The following is a 19089-nucleotide window of genomic DNA, read 5'->3' as shown; positions in this document are numbered from 1 at the left end:
GTATCCTTGATTAACTTTGTGTAAATATAACGCAGTAATGAACATAATAGAGCGTCTTCAATGGCGATATGCAACAAAAAAATTTGATGAGAATGCTAGGCTTTCGCCAAAAAAACTAGAAATTCTCACAAAGGCCTTTAATCTTACCGCCACTTCTTACGGTCTGCAGCCGCTAAAGCTTATCGTTGTCAATAATAAAGAAAAACAAGCAGAATTATTGCCTCATGCCTTTCATCAGCGCCAGGTTGTTGATGCTTCACACCTTCTTGTGATCTGCATAGAACGTAAGACAAGAGCAGATGAAATTGAAGAATATTTTAATCGCGTTAAAGAAATAAGAGATACCCCAGAGCAGATCTTGGCGCCATTTAGAAAAGATCTTATCAACCGTTTTGAAGGTCTAGGCGAAAATGAAATACAAGAATGGGCACGTAATCAAGCCTATCTAGCGTTAGGTAATTTAATGACCGTTTGTGCTGTAGAAGAAATCGATTCTTGCCCCATGGAAGGTTTTAAGGCAGATGAGTTGGATAAGATCTTAAAACTAGACGAACTAGGATTAAGTTCGGTTCTATTGCTGCCTGTGGGATACAGAGCAAAAGACGATGTGTTCGCTGGCTTTAAAAAAGTGCGTAAAGAGGAAGAGGATTCTGTGATGTTCTTGTAACTACGCAAATTTTAATTTTCTTAATATTACGGTCGATCTTTGTTTAATATCAAAGATTGCCGTTTATTGCTACACATAATTTTTTTAATACACTTATGCTCAAAAATATCTTTTGCGCCCTAGCATGCTTTTTCATTTTTCAAATTTCTGTAAGTGCTCAAGACGAGGCTTTGCAAAGTTTACTTCAAAACGATAGAGCATCAGCTCTAGAAAAAATAAATCAATCTGACCCTGAGAACATAGAGGAGTTCATTTTCCGAGAAATCGTTAAAACAGAAAATGGCAAGTTCATGCAGAGTGATAAATTCATTGGGCAATTGCTTAATTATGATGAATTTGAACCATATCTGTTTGCTTACTGGAAGGATGGATTTGTTTTTGATGATTACCTTTCAGATGGTTTAAGTCCTGCTGCTCTTAACAATATAGAACAATTATCTGATCATGATTTTGATTCTGCTTTATTAGATAATGCGCTACAGTATTTAAAGGCTGTTGCTTCTAGGCAAAATGGCGATTTTGAAGGGTATTATTCTGCTGTACAAGATATTGCTGGTATAAGAGAATGGCAGTATTGCGGCGTGTTTGAAAACCTTAACGGCAGTGGTATATATACAGAATATGAGCCCGAAGCCGTGGCGGTGTCTAAAACTGGTTTTGATACTCAGGGTAGAGGTATTGTAAATTGGTACACTCCACGTGATAACGACAAAGAGGCTTACAAGTTTTTTACAAATCATGATGAGTTTGGCTATGGGGTTAACTACGCACAGACATTTGCTTATTCGCCAATAGATCAGCGTGTAGTACTGCATACAGGTAGAGGAGGAGCGTTAAAAGTCTTTGTTAATGATGTGCCTGTAATTACAGAAACTAAGGATGTCTTTACAGAGATGTGGAGTAATAGTGTAGAGGTTAACCTAAAAAAAGGGTATAACCGCATTGTTGTTAAGGTTGCCACAAGCAAAATGACACCTTATTTTATAGCTGCTATAACAGATGAAAAGGGAGTTGAAATTGATGGGTTGACATATAGTGCAAGTCCACAATCTTATGATAAATCAAATATAGAAGAAGTAAACCCCCAAGCGCTTGATCATATATTGATCTCTTATTTTATACAAAAGCGTGACCCAGAGGATAAAACATCAGTAGAGAGTTTTGTAAATGATCTAGCTTTAATTAGCGCCTACTTGCGCAATTCTCAGCATCAAGAAGCTCTTGAAGTGATGGATGAATGGGTTAAAATATATCCACAAAGCTCAATATTAAGAGCTAATTTAATGACTATCTATAATTTATCTGAAAGATCAGAGCAGGCCGTAGAAGTCCAGAAGAATATGAGACGTGACGATTCGGAATATGTGATGTCTTTGATGGCAGAATTTCAAGAAACGGATAAGCTGTTTAAAAGGGATCTAGCAGATTTTAATGGGTTTATTGATAAGCTGAAAAATGCTACAGACTTTAGTTTTATTGCTTATATGGCAGATATAATGTCTGCTCTTAGATCTGGTAATCAGGTTGCTCTTAGAGAACATCTAGATGCTCTTGTAATAGATAAGACCGCGCCATCAAATTTGATGGTTACTTTAATTCCTATATACGATCAAGTGCTTCAAGATAAAAGTAGAATGCAAGAGCTACTAGAGAAGTTTAACAGAGAGCATTTTAACTATGAGAGTCTTTCAACTCTAGCTAATTATTATATCAATACAAATAATGCAGATAAAGCAAAAACTTTGTTTGAGGTATACATGCCATATTTAAAGAATGAGAATTGGTTCATGCTAGATTATGTGAAGATTTTGCTTACGCAAGAAAAGTACTCTGAAGCGATCAAAATACTTGAGGATATAGAGGCAAATTTTCCGTATTCGTATCGTGTGGCTAAAGAAAAAGGAGAGACTTTCTTAAAATTGAACAAGAAGGATGATGCATTAGTAGCTTTCGCGGAAGCGCTATCGCGCGCACCCTCAGACAATAGCTTAAGAATGCGTATCTATGACCTTAAAGGTGTGGCAGACCCACTTGAAAGGTTGAGAACTAAAGATATTTATGCATATATCAAAACAAATAGAAACACCATAGAAAGTAATAATTATGGTCTGAATCAATTACTACAAGAGATCAATTTACAAATTTACGAGCAAGGCGGTGGTCGATATAGAAAGACGCTAGTAATGGAGGTGACTTCAAAAGATGGTGTGGAGGATATGAAAGAATACAATCTAGGTATAAACGGTTTTACACTTTATAAAGCCGAAGTGATCAAACCAGATGGTTCTTTAGTTCCTGCTGAGCGATCAGGAAGTAATTTTGTCTTTAATAATCTTATTCCTGGTGATGTTGTGCTTATAGATTTTGAAGCAAGTTTTGCCAATAGTGGACGTTTTTATAAAGATTTTATAGATGACCATAGTTTTGAAGGTTATCATCCTAAGTTGAAAGATACGTACACGATAATTGCTCCAAAGGATTTTAAGTTTGATTACACAGTAAGTAATGGAGACCTGATCTATACAGAAAAAAAGCAAGGTGATTTTATAGAGTATAGATGGGAGACAGATGGAGTTACAGAGCTCAATGCATATGAAGATTTTGCTCCTGTTCTTGAAGATATTGCGACAAAATTGCACATTAGCTCTATAAAGGATTGGGATGAGATAGCAGATTGGTATTCAGATCTTGTGAATAATCAGTTAGAATATGATGGTGAAGTTCAGAAAGCTTTTGATGCAATTTTTCCTGAGGGTTATAGTAACCTTTCGGAGACTGAACGAGCAGAGCGCATTTATAGTTATATGACAGATGAGTTATCATACAGCTATGTAAGCTTTAAGCAAAGTGGCTTCGTACCTCAAAAACCTTCAAAAACGCTTACTTCAAAACTGGGCGATTGTAAAGATTTTTCAACACTTTTTGTTTGCCTTGCGGCGAAAGCAGATCTTAAAGCACAACTCGTACTCGTCCTTACATCAGATAATGGTGAGCAAGCATTAGTAATGCCTAGTACAAGTTTTAATCATTGCATTGCTAAGGTAGAATTAGAAGGAGAGGATCAATATCTTGAGTTAACGTCAAAATTCTTGCCGTTTAGATCAATACCTACATCATTGCAAGACGCAATAATGCTTGATATACCTAGCAATAAAAATAAGAATAGCAGTACTTCAGAATTATACCATCTTAGGGATGCGCTAAGAAAAAAAGCCGTTAAAAAATACAATGCTATTGTGAATTTGAATGAACAGCAAAGTGCAATTCATTTGAGCGCATCATTTACTGCGCAAGCAGCATCTTATTATCGCGACCTTTTGATTGATAGTAATATAGATGTTGTAAAGAAAGATGTTCTTGAAAACTTCAGATCAAATTCTGGATTAGATCTTGATATAGTTGATCTAAAGGATATAGAGAAAGACAATTCAGCGGGAGATATTAGTTTTAATGTAGATTTTAAATGGAATAACAAACCTCAAAAAATTGGAAGTTTAAAAACGATATCTATACCATTCTTAAGTTTGCCTTACACCTCTTCTCTAGTTCAAGAGGAGGCGCGTAATTTTCCAATAGATTATAAAGGATATGAGGATATAGATGGTTATGAAGAAAATATAACTCTAGAATTAGATAAAGGTTTAAAGTTCTCTGAGGTTCCAGAAAATGTATCACTCTCTTTTAAAGATCACTCATTCTCTCTAGAGTATAATTTAGAAAAAGAAAATTTGTTGGTTGTAAAAATGCAAGCGGCTATAAGCAATGAGAATATTGCTCCTGACGATTATCCAGAATTTAAAAAATATGTGGATAAGGTTTTAGAGGCTAAAGAAAGTTTGATAGGGTTTAAGTAACCCTAATAATTCACCCACTCAGTGATTTCGAGGCCGTAGCCTATCATCCCTACGCGCTTAACGCTTTCGCTATTGGTGAGTAATCGTATTTTGCCAATGCCCAGGTCGTGTAAGATTTGGGCTCCTATACCAAAGTCTTTAGAGTCCATTTTGATCTGTGGCGCTTTAATCACGCCTTCTTTTTGCAGTTCTTTTAATTCTTCAAGACGTGTAAGTAATCTATCAGATGAGATATCCTGATTAATAAAAACGATCGCACCTTTGCCTTCATCATTGATGGCCTTGAACATTGCGTCGAGTTTTTTGTCAGGCTCATTGGTAAGTGTACCAAGAATATCATTATTTACAAAACTACTGTTAACACGTACTAAAACAGATTCGTCAAATTCCCAATTGCCTTTAGTAAGCGCGATGTGAATTTGATCATTAGTAGTTTGTTTATATGCTCTAAGTCTAAAATCTCCATAACGAGACTTAAAGTCAAAATCCTCCATCTTGGAGATCAAGCTGTCATGCTGCATTCTGTATGCAACAAGATCTTCAATGGTGATGATCTTCAGATCAAACTTTTTTGCTACTTCATAAAGTTGCGGAAGACGAGCCATCGTTCCATCTTCATTCATTACCTCTACAATAACACCAGCCGGCTGAAAACCTGCAAGTCTAGCAAGATCGATCGCAGCTTCGGTATGACCTGTGCGTCGTAGCACGCCACCTTGTTTCGCTATAAGCGGAAAAATATGTCCTGGACGAGAAAGATCCCATGATTTTGTTGAAGGATCAATGAGCGCTTGCACTGTTTTTGCTCTGTCTCCTGCGCTTATTCCTGTTGTAACACCGTTACCCTTAAGATCTACCGAAACTGTAAATGCAGTTTCCATAGGGTCTGTATTGGTGCCTACCATTCTGTCAAGTTGCAATTCTTCACAGCGTTCATCAGTAAGTGGTACGCAGATCAAGCCGCGGCCATGCGTAGCCATAAAGTTTATGACTTCTGGCGTTACCATTTCGGCTGCAGCCAAAAAATCACCTTCATTTTCGCGGTCAGCGTCATCAACAACGATGATCACTTTGCCTTTCTTGATGTCTTCAATAGCTTCTTCAATGGTGTTGAGTTCTATGGAAGGAGATAGGGTAGTGGTCATGACAATTTTTTATGTAGTGCAAAGATAGCTAAAGCTATTTTTTTGGCTTTATGCCTGCTATCTTATTAAAGAATTTCTTGATAGGATCTAGAATGCTGTCTATATCAAATAGACCTTGATCTGTAGTAGCTCTGTATGTTAGGTAAATTCCTAGTGGTAGCAAGATCATTGAACTTAACCAACTTGCAAGCCATGCTGAGATGCTGCCATCTTCAGCGCTGTTTTTTGCAAAAATACCAATGAAGTGATAAGTGAGAAACAACACAACGCCAATGACAATAGGCAATCCCAAACCACCTTTTCTAATGATCGCTCCTAGTGGCGCGCCCACAAAAAATAGAATAATACATCCAAATGCAAGCACGAATTTATCATGCATGGCGATCTCATATTTACTCAAACTTTTTACGCGAGCTCCGTTTTCTGCCTTTCTTGAGCGCACGCTATTCACTTCAGAGATCACTCTCGTGCTAGCGAAGTTTAGCATTTGTTGTTGATCCTTAAGACTAAAATTCTCTAGAATATCCATTTTAAGGGTCTTGGTAGAATCTACCACGAGATTGCGTAAATATGTAGAATCAACCTTTGTAAGGTTAACTTTAGTAACCTGATTGTCGCCTACAGTTTCTAAGTACTTTTTGTAATTAGCTCTGATGTCAACTAAGGTGTCGCTAAGTTTTGCAACGCTAAGCATTGTATAAGCATTGTCAATGCTTTTTTCATCCATATCCACATTGTCTAGTTCGCTTAAGTCAATGTTTATGGTGTATGTTTCAAAAAAGCTTTTTACAAATGGCTGTCGATCTCTTTTATTAAAATCTTTCTGCTCAACCTCGTTGTAATAATTACCGTCCTTTAGTTTTAAAGAAAGTACATTATCCTTGCCGCCGCTCATCAACTCGCCTTCACGCGCTTTAATTACTGTGAAGTTTCCGTCGCGAGATAGGTCCTTTTGATAAATGATAACATCCTTTAAAAATTGATCGTTATCACCTTCTTTATCGCCAATCTTGATCACATATTCTTCGCCAATGTTATTGTATTGACCTTTACTCAAAGCCATTGCGGGTTTGACTTTGGCTATATTTCGACGCAAGTTTAAACTCTCAAACTCTGCTGCAGGAATCACATAATTAGCAAACAAAAAAGACAGAATGCTAAGCCCTGCGATAAAAAACATAAGACTGCGCATTGCTCTTTGAAGTGAAATCCCAGTAGATTTCATCGCAGCAAACTCATAATTCTCAGCAAAATTACCAAAGGTCATAATGCTGGTAAGCAATATGGTAAGCGGTAAAACCAAGGTAACAAGACGCGGGGAGAAGTACATTAAAAACTTAAGAATCACGACAAAGTCGAGATCCTTACCAGCTAGATCTTTAATATAAAGCCATACGGTTTGTAAAATGAATATGAACATCAAGATGATGAACGTACTCAGAAAATTCTTTACAAAAGTCGTTAATATGTACCTGTCCAGTATTTTCACCAGGCGCTTAGTCTAATTCGTCAATATAGAAGTCAGCATATTTTGCCTTGTCAAAAGCAAAGAAGCTATTTGTAAGCGGCTGATCTACCTTAAAAGAATTTACAGTTATAGCGATGGTGCTCCCGTTATTTTGGGTCATGATAAGCTTGTAAATATGCTTAGTTTGTGGGTCTACGCCCAAAAGTGCACTTTTCAACTCGCTATTGCTATCCATAGGAGTAAGCTTGATATACTGAATTTCTCTACCGCCTGCATTTTGTGTGATATCCCATTTATATGTATAACCTTCATTGAAAAAAGTCAACATTTTTGAAGGCGTGATCGCTCCATCGTCACCAGGATTTTGAGAAGAAATAGTCACTTGCTCATCTGCCGGACTAATGGTGTATAATTTTTTACCATCAAAGATCTGTGTAGATCCCATCAAGTTCAATTTGTATTTATCACCCATAAAAGTCACGTCGCCGCGGCTTTCTTGGTTGATGTTTGCCTTAGTGTTGCTAAAGCTGTATTTGAATTCAAGATACATGTTCTCGTATCCTTTTACCTTTTGCGATACTTCGTTAAGTAATGCTTTGGCTTTTGCGTCTTGCGCTTGCAGGCCGTTTAAACTAAAAACAGCAAATAATAAACAAGCAACAATTTTAATACTATTCAATTTCATTTTATTCATTGTTTAAGTGTACTTCTAGAGCGGCAAGATCAGGAACAAGAACCTGTCTGGCTTTACTTCCTTCAAATGGTCCTACAATACCTGCAGCTTCTAATTGATCTATGATCCTTCCTGCTCTGTTATAACCCAGTTTAAGCTTACGCTGAAGTAAAGAAGCACTTCCTTGTTGTGCTGTAACGATCACTTCGGCGGCGTCTCTAAATAGGGCGTCTCTTTCGCTCACATCTATATCAAGTCCTGTGCCACTATCATCGCTAGAATATTCTGGCAGAAGATGAGCATCTGGATATGCCTTTTGAGATCCGATAAAGTCGGTTATTTTTTCTACCTCTGGCGTGTCTACAAAAGCACATTGTACACGCACGGGTTCGTTACCTTGTGTAAATAGCATATCACCACGACCTATAAGTTGATCTGCACCTTGAGAATCTAAGATCGTGCGGCTATCTATTTTTGAGGTAACTCTAAAGGCAATTCTCGCAGGGAAGTTAGCTTTAATAATACCCGTAATAACATTTACAGACGGTCTTTGTGTAGCGATAATTAAGTGAATACCAACGGCACGAGCCAATTGCGCAAGACGAGCAATAGGAGTTTCAACCTCTTTACCGGCAGTCATGATAAGGTCTGCAAACTCATCTACCACAAGTACAATGTATGGTAAGAATTTGTGACCGTCATTAGGGTTAAGTTTTCTGCGCTTAAACTTAACGTTGTATTCTTTAATGTTACGCACCATTGCATCTTTAAGCAAATCGTAGCGCGCGTCCATCTCAAGACATAAAGAGTTAAGAGTATTTATAACCTTAGAATTATCTGTTATAATGGCATCTTCACTGTCAGGTAATTTTGCCAGATAATGTCTTTCTATCTTATTGAATAAAGTAAGTTCTACCTTTTTGGGGTCAACCAAAACAAACTTTACTTCTGCAGGGTGTTTCTTATACAGTAGCGAAGTTAATATCGCATTTAATCCTACAGATTTACCTTGTCCTGTAGCACCCGCCATAAGCAAGTGTGGCATTTTTGCAAGGTCAACCACAAAGGTTTCGTTAGAAATAGTTTTACCCATAGACAGCGGCAATTCCATTTCTGCATTTTGAAACTTAGGAGAAGCGATAACAGAACGCATTGAAACAATACGTGGTGTTTTATTAGGAACCTCAATACCAATGGTTCCTTTGCCAGGAATAGGAGCGATGATCCTGATCCCAAGTGCAGCAAGAGATAGCGCAATGTCATCCTCTAGATTCTTGATCTTAGAAATACGCACACCAGCTTCAGGAACAATTTCATAAAGCGTAACCGTAGGTCCCACGGTAGCTTTAATATGAGCAATAGCGATCTTGTAGTTTTTAAGTGTTTCTACAATGCTATTTTTGTTTTCTTCAAGTTCTTCTTGATTGATCGTGATACCTTGCCCAGCAGAATAATCTTTAAGCAATTCAATGCTTGGGAAACGGTAGTTTGAAAGGTCAAGACGTGGGTCAAATTCCCCAAAATCCTCAACCAATTTTTTGCTCAGATTCTCGGTTAATTCTTCTTCTTCAACCGTTTCTTCAATTTCTATCTCAAACTCGTCTTCAGAAGGTTTTTCTTCTTTTATTTCCTTTTCAGGGGAAGGCGCTACGCTAGTTTCAAGCGTGACGGTTGTTTCTGGTTTTGCAGGTTCTGGCTTTTCTTCAGGGATTGCAATATTATCCTTTTCAAAAGCCGTGTCTTCCATCGGGATTTTCTCGTCTTCTTCATCTGAGTTGAACTCTGAAGCAAGATTTTCTTTTCCTTTTTTGAAATATCCTTGAATTTTTTCCGGCGTAAGCCTAAGTCTTAAAACCATATAAACAATGGCGAAGAAGGTCATGAGCAAGATGGTGCCGATGAAGCCTAGATAATCTTGAAGAAAATCATTGAGCTCGTAGCCCACAGTGCCCGCCAGCAACGGATTTGTCTCTGCAAAAAAACCGAAGAATACCGCAAGCCAGATCATGACCAAAATTCCCCAGATCCAGTAGCTGCGAAGTTTGGTTTTTGGCTTGTCAAAAAAGTAATAATAACCGGTAACGCTTATAAGAACCGTAAGAATAAATGCAGCGAGACCAAAGCCATCATAAACCATGAGGTTGCCAATGGCGGCGCCAAATTTATTCAACCAATTTTCTGCCTGTGCTTCGCGATCTGAGATTTGCTCAAGTACACTTTGATCTGCCTGCCAAGTGAAGAAATACGATATTAATGAGAAAAACAACGCAATACCCAGCAAAAACAAGAAACTGCCAAGCATGATCTTTTGTTGCCTGTTTAGTTTATAGCTTCTTTTGCTAGCTGGTTTTTTAGTCGTTTTCTTCTTGCTGGTTCTCTTTTTGGCCATCAAATAATGTTGCAATCAATGCGCAAAAATACGATTATGAAACGTGTACTTGCACTAAAAGTTGTGCGTAGGATCTTTAAATTATGACGAAGCTTTATCGCCTGTTGCTGCTCCTAATAATTTTGCCATCTTAGTTTCTAGATCTTCCCCTCTAAGATCTTTATCAATGATCATCCCGTTTTTGTCAAGCAAAAAAGTAGCAGGAATCGCTCTCACGCCATAAGCACGAGCGATAGGATCTTGCCATTCTTGAAGGTTAGAAACATGAAACCAGTCCATCTTATCATTCTCGATCGCAGTTAACCAGCGGTCACGAGCATCTGCTCTGTCTAGAGAAACGCTAATGATGTTAAGACCTTTATCGTGGTATTTGTTGTACACTTTTACCACATTAGGATTTTCTGCACGGCAAGGTTTGCACCAGCTCGCCCAGAAATCTATAATGGTGTATTTTCCCATTGCGTCGCTAAGAGCAAGTGTTTCTCCATCTGGAGTAGGACCAGAAAAATCTGGAGCTTGATTACCTACGCTAGCTTGTTTTGAAGCCGCTTCTTGTTCTTTGATCTTAGCCATCATCTCTGCAAGATCTTTAGCTCTTTTTGTGTCTTTGATCTCTTGTGGCATAGAAGCAAAAACCTCTTCAGCTTCATCTGGTGTTATAAGACGCTGCCCCACAAGTTCTGATAAGATCAAAACAGAAACAAAGTTGTCTTTGTTCTCTTTGATATAATCTAAGTTATGCTTGCCAGTAGCTTCTCTAATAGATTGAATTTCGTTTCTAATGGCGTCAACTTTCTCATTGTTACCATCGCGCATTGCAGCCATTCCTTCTTGTTGAAGGCTTTGCATTTCATTGCGCTGAGCGATCATGTTGCCTTTGTATTCTTCAAACATTTTGTTCTCATCGCCACCACGCACAACAGATTTATCTAAACTGTCTTTGTAAACAGTGATCTTAATGGTTGTGTTTTCTTCAATAAATACAACATTACCACGCTGACTGTCAAAAGACAGGATCCCCAAATCTTTTTCTGCTAATGGTCTAGCTTTAAAAGTAAAAGCACCATCTTTTACCTTTGCAGTGTCAGTAACTTCAAGTGTGCTTCCTGCACCTATCTCGTTAAGGTAAACACTGGCTCCATCTTCAAAACCTTCGGCTTTACCTTCTATTGAAAAATCATTTCCTCCTTGGCATGCAACAACTAGTGTTGTTAATGCGATAATTGCTATGTTTTTAATCTTCACGGTTCAAATTTTATGGTCTGCAAGATACGTTTTTGAACTACCCTAAGCAAAGTTATTCGGTGTGTTATATCTTTTGGCTGCAGCCAAAAAAACAAAAGCATCATCATGCTGGTATTTAGATAATTAAAACATTTTGCAAAGCTGCTTGTAAGCATAAATAGATGTTAAAGACTAAGAGGTTTATATAGGCTTAGGCGATATTTATTAATTTTAGAATACTATATGGGGCAAATGAAAGATTTTAGTGATTTTCCTATCGTGGTTAAGCTCTCTTTTCACAAGGTGATTGAAGAGCTAGAGAAGCGTGTGGAAAATTCAAAAAGTAGTATCTCTAAAGAATATCTAGAGTCATTACTGCAATATTTATATAACTATCCTGAGCTTACTGAGGGTCTGCAAGAGTTTACCAATCTTGGTAAGTTTAAAGAGCCTATTAAGGTGTTGCTAGAGAGTTTGTTTCCTGCAGCGCTTACTACTAATGAGATCAAAGCAGCGTCAGTGCCGTTTTATAATTTGCTTTTTAATCCTACAGATCGGTTAAGAAAAATAATCGAGGACGCTGGTGAAGATTTTGAACTTGAGGTTAAAAATGTAAGTGATAATCAGTTTTACATCATAGGTTGTGTGCTCATTCTTAAGTCTTATTACGGTCATAAAGTGGATCTTAGTAAGCCTATCTATTATGATATTCCTGCTAAAAATAAGCTCATGCGTTACTATCGCGTAGCGATGAATGCAGATTTTATCTCGTTTGAACCTACAGAGAATGCAATAGAGATTACAGATGAGATCGTTGCAGAATTACTCAACGATGTGGATAATGTTGAGCTGTGGCGAAAATACTTCCCACCGCTAAGCTGGGTGCTTAAGGGAGTTTCTATCCTTAATTTTACTGATGTTACCCAAGACCAAGCGATAAGCGAATTAAAAACATTCTTGCTGTATGATTCTGGTTTAAAGAATAAGCAGATCGTTGACAAATTCGAAGGAATTTTCAGGTCTATTTTTAACATGCCAGATCTTCAAATTGGATTCACGGGATTTGATACTAACGAACACGGATTTAAAAAACTAGATAAAGATTTTGCAAGAAGCTTTATCATAGATGAAAAAAATAGACACGACTGCAGAACAACAATGTGTGAAGCAAGTTATGATGCTTTAGTACGTGATAAAAAATATTTTGTAATTCCTGATGTTGAGCAATATGCTGCTGCAAATGAGAACAGTCAGCTAGCTGAAAACTTACTAACTAATAAAGTAGGAAGTTGCGTGCTGGCGCCTATTGCAAAAGGGAATAATTTACTTGCCGTTTTAGAATTAGTTTCGCCAAATAAAAAAGAGCTTAATAGTGTAAATGCGATGAAGCTGGATGATATCATCCCGTATATCGTGAATACTGTGGAGCGCACAAAATTTGAGTCTGAAAACAGGATCAAAGCGGTGATACAAAGTGAATGTACGAGTATTCACCCAAGTGTTTTGTGGATATTTGAGGAAGAGGCTAAGCGTTATATCGAGAATCAAGATGCTGGTAAATTTGCGGCTTTCAGAGATATTGCGTTTGACAATGTGTATCCGTTGTATGGGCAAATTGATATCGTAGGTTCTTCAGATGAGCGAAACTCTGCAATACAGAAGGATATTCTGGTGCAGCTTAAAATGGTCGATAAGATTTTGGCGAAAGCCTTAAAATTAGAGATGATACCTATTTATGAGCAGGTAAAATTTAGAGTTAGAGACTACATAAGCAAACTCAAAGAAGGTATTAACGCTAGTAGCGAAAGCGAAGTTGTGAATTTGCTTAGCGAGGAGGTGAACCCAATGTTGAATCACCTCAAATCAAGGCACGAGGAGTTGAAAATTGATATTCAGGAATATAAAGAATCGCTTAATCCTGAAACTGGCCTAGTTTACAAAAGCCGAAAATATTATGACGACGCAGTGCAATCTATCAATCAGAAGTTGGCCACGTTTATAGATCGTCGTCAGCAGGAAGCACAGCAGATATTTCCGCATTATTTTGAGCGATACAAGACAGATGGTGTAGATCATAATATGTACATCGGCCCATCAATGACAAAGGATAGGAACTTTAATCAGATCTATCTTTATAATTTAAGATTGTGGCAATTGCACACCATGTGCGAGATGGAAAATAACTTCTATCATCAGCAAAAGGATTCTAAAATTCAGCTGGATGCTGCGTCGTTAATCCTTGTGTTTAGCAACACCTTGTCTATACGTTATCGTATGGATGAGAAGAAATTTGATGTTGATGGCACATACAATGCGCGATTTGAGATCGTCAAAAAACGTATTGATAAAGCGTGTGTAAAAGGCAGCGATGAACGCGTTACACAGAAAGGTAAAATTGCCATTGTGTATTCGCAAGATAGCGACAAACACGAGTATGAGCGTTACATAACATATTTGCAGCGAAAAGGATTTTTAGGAGATGAGGTTGAGGATCTTGAGCTAGAAGAAGTTCAAGGCGTTGTAGGTTTAAAAGCGTTACGAGTTAATGTGCTTTATGCGTCTTCGGTTCCTAGAAAAGAGGCTGAAGAGACCATCTCTTACGATGATTTGATAAAGGTTTTAGAGTAGATATTTTTTGGCTTTAAGCCAAATAAAAACCCGGATGATACATCCGGGTTTTCTTGTTTTTATACGTCGCTTAGATCATCCAGAAAGCGATGATGTAAGACACAACCGAAACGATAATTCCTGTCATGAAAATGGTGTATGTTTTGCGCAGTAGCATGTACTTTTTGTTCAAAACAATACCCAATAAATAAAGATCTTTTGTTAGCGCTTCGTAGATATATTCTTTGTCGTTGATGATCTCGTTGATCGCCCATTGATACTGGTCATAAGGCATCTTATGAAAATTCCCGAAGAATAGAATATTTACTTGCTTTTTCTTTACCTGTTCGCGCGTAAATTCTCCAGAAGTAACATTAGGTCTTGTGGACATAATAGACAATATTATTGACGCAACACTGAATAATACAAGGATCAGCGTTGGGATCATAAGGTGTCTGTTTGTTGGCGAATCTAGTTTTGGTATTACGTTGGCTAGAGCCAAAGAAATAATGATCGCATTTACAGATAGCAGGATGTTTGCCTTTGTATCTGCAATGTCACTTAACTTAATATGGTTTCTAAGCGTAGTTCTGTATAAAGTTTGAACGCCACGATCTGGGCTTTCATCTTTATACTTTGCTTTAAGCTTAGCTTTTACCTCTTCCTTACGGTATTTTTTCTTTTTCTTTTTTTCCTTTTTAAGCAGGCTTATAAGGTTTTCATCCTTCTGAGTTTTCCAGTTTTTTGCGGCATAGTCAGTATAAAATCTGTGTTTCTCAGTAAACATTTTGATGTTCTTCGCACGCCACTCTTCAGCCGAGTAATCTGCGACATCATTAAGAAGAAGTTCTTGTCTTAAGAACTCGCTCGTTTCGGCAAAATAGTCTTTTGCAAGGTGCGATGAATCTGCGTCATTAATGATACTCTCCAGATCGTTTTTTGGCTCCATGCCCATCTTAGTAGAAAGAATAAGTTCTTTTACGGTTTCGATGGTTTTCTCATCTACATTTTCTTCTTTAAGAAATGCTTCAGCGATCTTAGCGCTAGCTTCTTCATGACCTTTTCTACACTCAGTATAACCAGTGTCATGTAGCCATGCTGCTAGTAATAGCGCCTCTTTCTGTTTAACATTAATTTCAGATTTATCGACTAATTCTTTAGTACTTTTAACAACCCTCGAAGTGTGGTTGTAATTGTGATATAAGAAGGTGTTAGGCAACTTTTCTTTGAAAAGCCTAAGTACGAACTCATCAGCTTTTACAAGGATTTCAGGGGTTGCTTCGATAGTTTCAGACATATTCGTTGCGATTATACGTAAGGGAAATGTACTAAAAAATTCTACCAATTAATTTTAGATGATAAAAAATAACATTGTTCTAACAGTTGTTACTTCGCTTGTATTAACTGCGTGCGCTACGTTTAATGAACCTCATTTTAGTGAGCAGGAAAAAGATCCTAATGACTTATATCCTGAAGGCAAAGAGATTTCAAAAACTTTCATTCTTGTGGGTGACGGTGGGATCGTTGATATGGGCGAAATGAGTGATGGTATCACCGCGTTGAAGAACTATGTAGATCAAAGAGAGCAAAAGGGAGATGTAACCATATTTTTAGGAGATAATATTTATCCTGACGGTATGCCGCCAGCGCATTCTGAGAATCGTGCCGTTTCTGAACATAGATTAATGGTTCAGAGAGAAGGTGCATTGGGTAACAAAGGTAAGGTGATTTACATTCCTGGAAATCATGATTGGTATAATGGCAGATTAGAAGGTCTTAATCGTCAGGAAGAATTCTTAAAAAGTCAGGTAGATGATGATGACATCTTTTTGCCTAGTGAAGGTTGCCCTTTAGTAAGCAAAGAGATCAATGATAAGATCCAACTGATAGTAATTGATACACAATGGTATCTTGAAGATTGGAATAAATCTCCAAAGATCAACGATAAATGTCAGATAAAAACCCGTGAGAAGTTCTTCATTGAGTTAGAAGGAGAGTTAAAGAAGAATCAGCAGAAGACCGTTCTGATCGCAATGCATCATCCTATGTTTACAAATGGTGTTCACGGTGGGAAGTTTGCGATCTCAAAGCATCTTTTTCCTGGTCAGAGAAAAATACCTGTGCCTATTCTAGCATCGCTTGTAACGCAGATTCGTACGCAAGGTGGAGTTTCAAAACAGGATAGATTTAATGAAAAATACAATGAGCTAATGCGTAGGCTTAAAGTATTGATAGGTGGTGATCAACGTATCGTTCTGGCTTCGGGGCATGAGCATAACTTACAATATATAGAGCACGAGGAAGTAAAACAGATCGTTTCTGGATCTGCTTCAAAATTGAGTTATGCAGAATTAGGCGGCGACGGACTTTTCGCGTACAGCGGTCAAGGTTTTGCAGTGATGGATGTTTTTGAAGATGAATCTATCTATGTGCGTTATTATGGTGCTGACGATAATAAGCAGCCAAAACTTCTTTACACACACAAGATCTTTGATGCGAGAGAATATTATGACGCATCAGATATCGCTACAGATTATCCTGAAACTATAAAAGCATCTGTTTACACCTTTGATGAAACTGAAAAAAGTGACTTTTTTGAGACCGTTTGGGGTGAGCACTATCGTGAGATCTATGGTAAGAAAGTTACTGCGCCGGTAGCTTTGCTAGATACACTTTATGGTGGATTAAAAGTGATACGACCTGGCGGTGGTCATCAGACGGTTTCTTTGCGACTGCAAGACAAAAATGGCAAAGATTATAATATGCGTGCTTTGCGCAAAAATGCTACGCAATTCATTCAGAAGGTGATCTTCCCTGAAAATGAAGTGCAAGAAGATCTTGAGAACAGCTTGCCAGAATCTTTAGTTCAGGATTTTTACACTGCGGCGCATCCTTACGGTGCATTTGCAGTTCCTACACTTAGCAAGGCGGCTAATCTTATGGCTCCAACGCCAAAGTTATACTACGTTCCTCGGCAGCCAGCTCTGGGTGAATATAATGACATGTATGGCAATCAGCTATACATGATCGTAGAACGACCAGCAGAAGAATATGATGGAGCGACTTTTAATTATCCAGATGATATTGAAAGTACAGATGATATTCTTGATAAAATTAGAAGCGACGAAGAGAACATTGTAGATGAGGTGACCTACATCCGCGCAAGAATGTTTGATATGCTTATAGGCGACTGGGATCGTCATAATGATCAGTGGCGCTGGGCAGAATACAAAGATCAAAACGGTAAAGATATTTTTGTGCCAATACCTCGTGATCGTGATCAGGTTTTTACAAACTTTGATGGAGCAATACTTGATGTTGCTCGTGGGCTTTTTGGCGCCGCAAAACAATTTGCAGTTTATGATGAGAAGCTAGATGATATCAAGTGGTTCAATAACGCTGGGATAAAGTTAGATAGGGCTCTTGCCCAAAACTCCACTCGTGAGGTCTGGATCGAACAAGCGCAGTTCTTGCAAGACCATATCTCTGATGAAATTATCGAAGAAGCTTTTACAAATCTTCCTCCTGAAGTAAGAACGGGTAGTTCAATAGATGAGATCAAGAAAAACTTGAAAGGTCGCCGTGATAACATCGTTGAGATCGCAGAAGAGTACTGGGATTATTTCTCAAAACTTCAATTTGCGAATGGTACAGATAAAGATGATTATTTTGAGATCACAAGAGGCGATAATCAGACAACTGTAAAAATATGGCGCATAAAAGATGGGGAAAAGGCAGACGTCATTCTTGATCGTACGTATTATAGCAATGAGACCAATCAATTATGGGTTTATGGTCTGGATGATGATGATGTTTTTGAAGTAAAAGGAAATGGGAATAACCCAATTTTCGTAAGAATAATTGGTGGTCAAAACAATGATATTTATAGAATTAGTAACGGTAGAAGACTAAAGATCTACGATCATGAAAGTCTGCCAAATACTATAGAAAGCAGAGGTGGTGCAAACTTTCGTTTGACAGATGTTTATGATTACAATACGTATAATTATCAGAAGCAGATCCTTCGGACGAATTTGATCACGCCAGCTTTAGGTTTTAATCCAGATGATGGTATTAAGCTAGGGCTTAGTGATGCATATACGGTACACGGATTTAGACAAAACCCCTTTTCGCAACAGCATAAATTCTCTGCAGGGTACTTTTTTGCAACACAAGGTTTTGATTTTAGATATTCTGGTGAGTTTGCTGGGATTTTTAATAATAGAAATCTAATCGTCTCTGGCCGATTCACAACGCCTACATTCTCGCAAAACTTCTTTGGTTACGGTAATGAAAGTGTAAATCCAGATGATGAACTTGATCTGGATTATAACCGTGTGCGCATGAGTATTATGGAAGGTTCTGTGGGCTTGCTTAATAACTCAGATTATGGTAGCACCTTTAGAACGCGATTGATTTTTCAAGGTATTCAAGTAGATGGTAATAATGAGCGGTACATTGAAGAAAATAACGTGATCAATGATATTAGGAAGTATTTTGGTACTGCCGAAATCGCTTACATTTATCACAGTGCAGATAATGAGTTAGCGCCTACGCGCGGTATGGATTTTAGCCTGGTAGGCGGTTATACATACAATATGCGCGAGACAGATAGAGACTTTGGTTTCTTAAACGCAAAAATGGGTTTCTATAATGCTATTAGTACCAATAGAAAGTTGGTTTTAAAAACACTAGCACAAACCCAGATAAGAATGGGCAATGAGTATGAGTTTTATCAAGCGGCTACGCTAGGTCAAAGCACAGGTTTACGCGGGTATAGATTTAATCGCTTTAACGCGAAAAGGTCTTTCGCAGGATCAGCAGACTTGCGTTATGCATTTGATACTTTTAGAACCGGTTTATTGCCGCTGCAAATTGGAGTTTTTGGAGGGTATGATATAGGAAGAGTTTTTATAGATGATAGTCCGTCAGAGCGCTGGCATGATAGCTACGGACTTGGTTTTTGGGTAAACAGCGCAGATGCATTAAGTGGAACATTTAATTTCTTCAACTCAGATGAAGGATTGCGTGTTTCTTTTGGATTCGGTTTCAACTTTTAATA

General features: G+C 37.9%; 10 protein-coding genes. 4 read left to right on the top strand and 6 right to left on the bottom strand.

Going from position 1 to position 19089, the window contains the following annotated elements:
- The first annotated feature begins 37 nt into the window (after positions 1-37).
- Both ACZ5L8_RS08945 and ACZ5L8_RS08940 read left to right on the top strand, forming a co-directional pair.
- Positions 38-667, top strand: a complete 630-nt coding sequence (locus ACZ5L8_RS08945; protein ID WP_464436746.1) for an NAD(P)H-dependent oxidoreductase — start codon at positions 38-40, stop codon at positions 665-667.
- A 170-nt stretch (positions 668-837) separates the two neighbouring features.
- On the top strand, positions 838-4521 hold the full coding sequence (locus ACZ5L8_RS08940; RefSeq protein ID WP_464436744.1) for a transglutaminase domain-containing protein: 3684 nt from the start codon (positions 838-840) through the stop codon (positions 4519-4521).
- A 2-nt stretch (positions 4522-4523) separates the two neighbouring features.
- Here the strand turns inward: ACZ5L8_RS08940 and ribB are convergent, their stop codons facing one another.
- The 5 genes from ribB to ACZ5L8_RS08915 all read right to left on the bottom strand — a co-directional run bounded on the left by ribB (position 4524) and on the right by ACZ5L8_RS08915 (position 11441).
- Positions 4524-5666: a 3,4-dihydroxy-2-butanone-4-phosphate synthase gene (gene ribB, locus ACZ5L8_RS08935; protein WP_464436742.1), complete on the bottom strand. Its 1143-nt coding sequence runs from the start codon at positions 5664-5666 to the stop codon at positions 4524-4526.
- A 34-nt stretch (positions 5667-5700) separates the two neighbouring features.
- The gene (locus ACZ5L8_RS08930; protein WP_464436740.1) at positions 5701-7155 is read right to left on the bottom strand and encodes an LptF/LptG family permease; all 1455 of its coding nucleotides are present in this window, start codon (positions 7153-7155) and stop codon (positions 5701-5703) included.
- Positions 7156-7162: 7 nt separating this feature from the next.
- On the bottom strand, positions 7163-7819 hold the full coding sequence (gene lolA1 / locus ACZ5L8_RS08925) for an outer membrane lipoprotein periplasmic chaperone LolA1 (RefSeq protein WP_464436738.1): 657 nt from the start codon (positions 7817-7819) through the stop codon (positions 7163-7165).
- A gap of 1 nt (position 7820) precedes the next feature.
- Positions 7821-10196: a DNA translocase FtsK gene (locus ACZ5L8_RS08920; RefSeq protein ID WP_464436737.1), complete on the bottom strand. Its 2376-nt coding sequence runs from the start codon at positions 10194-10196 to the stop codon at positions 7821-7823.
- An 81-nt stretch (positions 10197-10277) separates the two neighbouring features.
- Entirely contained in the window at positions 10278-11441 is a 1164-nt protein-coding gene (locus ACZ5L8_RS08915; protein WP_464436735.1) for a redoxin domain-containing protein, read from the bottom strand.
- Positions 11442-11672: 231 nt separating this feature from the next.
- Here ACZ5L8_RS08915 and ACZ5L8_RS08910 point away from each other — a divergent pair, with 231 nt between their 5' ends.
- Positions 11673-14048: a GAF domain-containing protein gene (locus ACZ5L8_RS08910; protein ID WP_464436733.1), complete on the top strand. Its 2376-nt coding sequence runs from the start codon at positions 11673-11675 to the stop codon at positions 14046-14048.
- 70 nt (positions 14049-14118) lie between these two features.
- Here the strand turns inward: ACZ5L8_RS08910 and ACZ5L8_RS08905 are convergent, their stop codons facing one another.
- Entirely contained in the window at positions 14119-15324 is a 1206-nt protein-coding gene (locus ACZ5L8_RS08905) for a Pycsar system effector family protein (protein ID WP_464436730.1), read from the bottom strand.
- A gap of 58 nt (positions 15325-15382) precedes the next feature.
- On the opposite strand from ACZ5L8_RS08905, the gene ACZ5L8_RS08900 reads away from it, so the two are divergent.
- Positions 15383-19087: a metallophosphoesterase gene (locus tag ACZ5L8_RS08900; protein ID WP_464436729.1), complete on the top strand. Its 3705-nt coding sequence runs from the start codon at positions 15383-15385 to the stop codon at positions 19085-19087.
- Positions 19088-19089 lie beyond the last annotated feature (2 nt).

This window comes from Leeuwenhoekiella obamensis (genome assembly GCF_055391795.1).
Note: the sequence above shows the minus strand (reverse complement) of the source record. Positions and strands in the feature narration are given on the sequence as shown.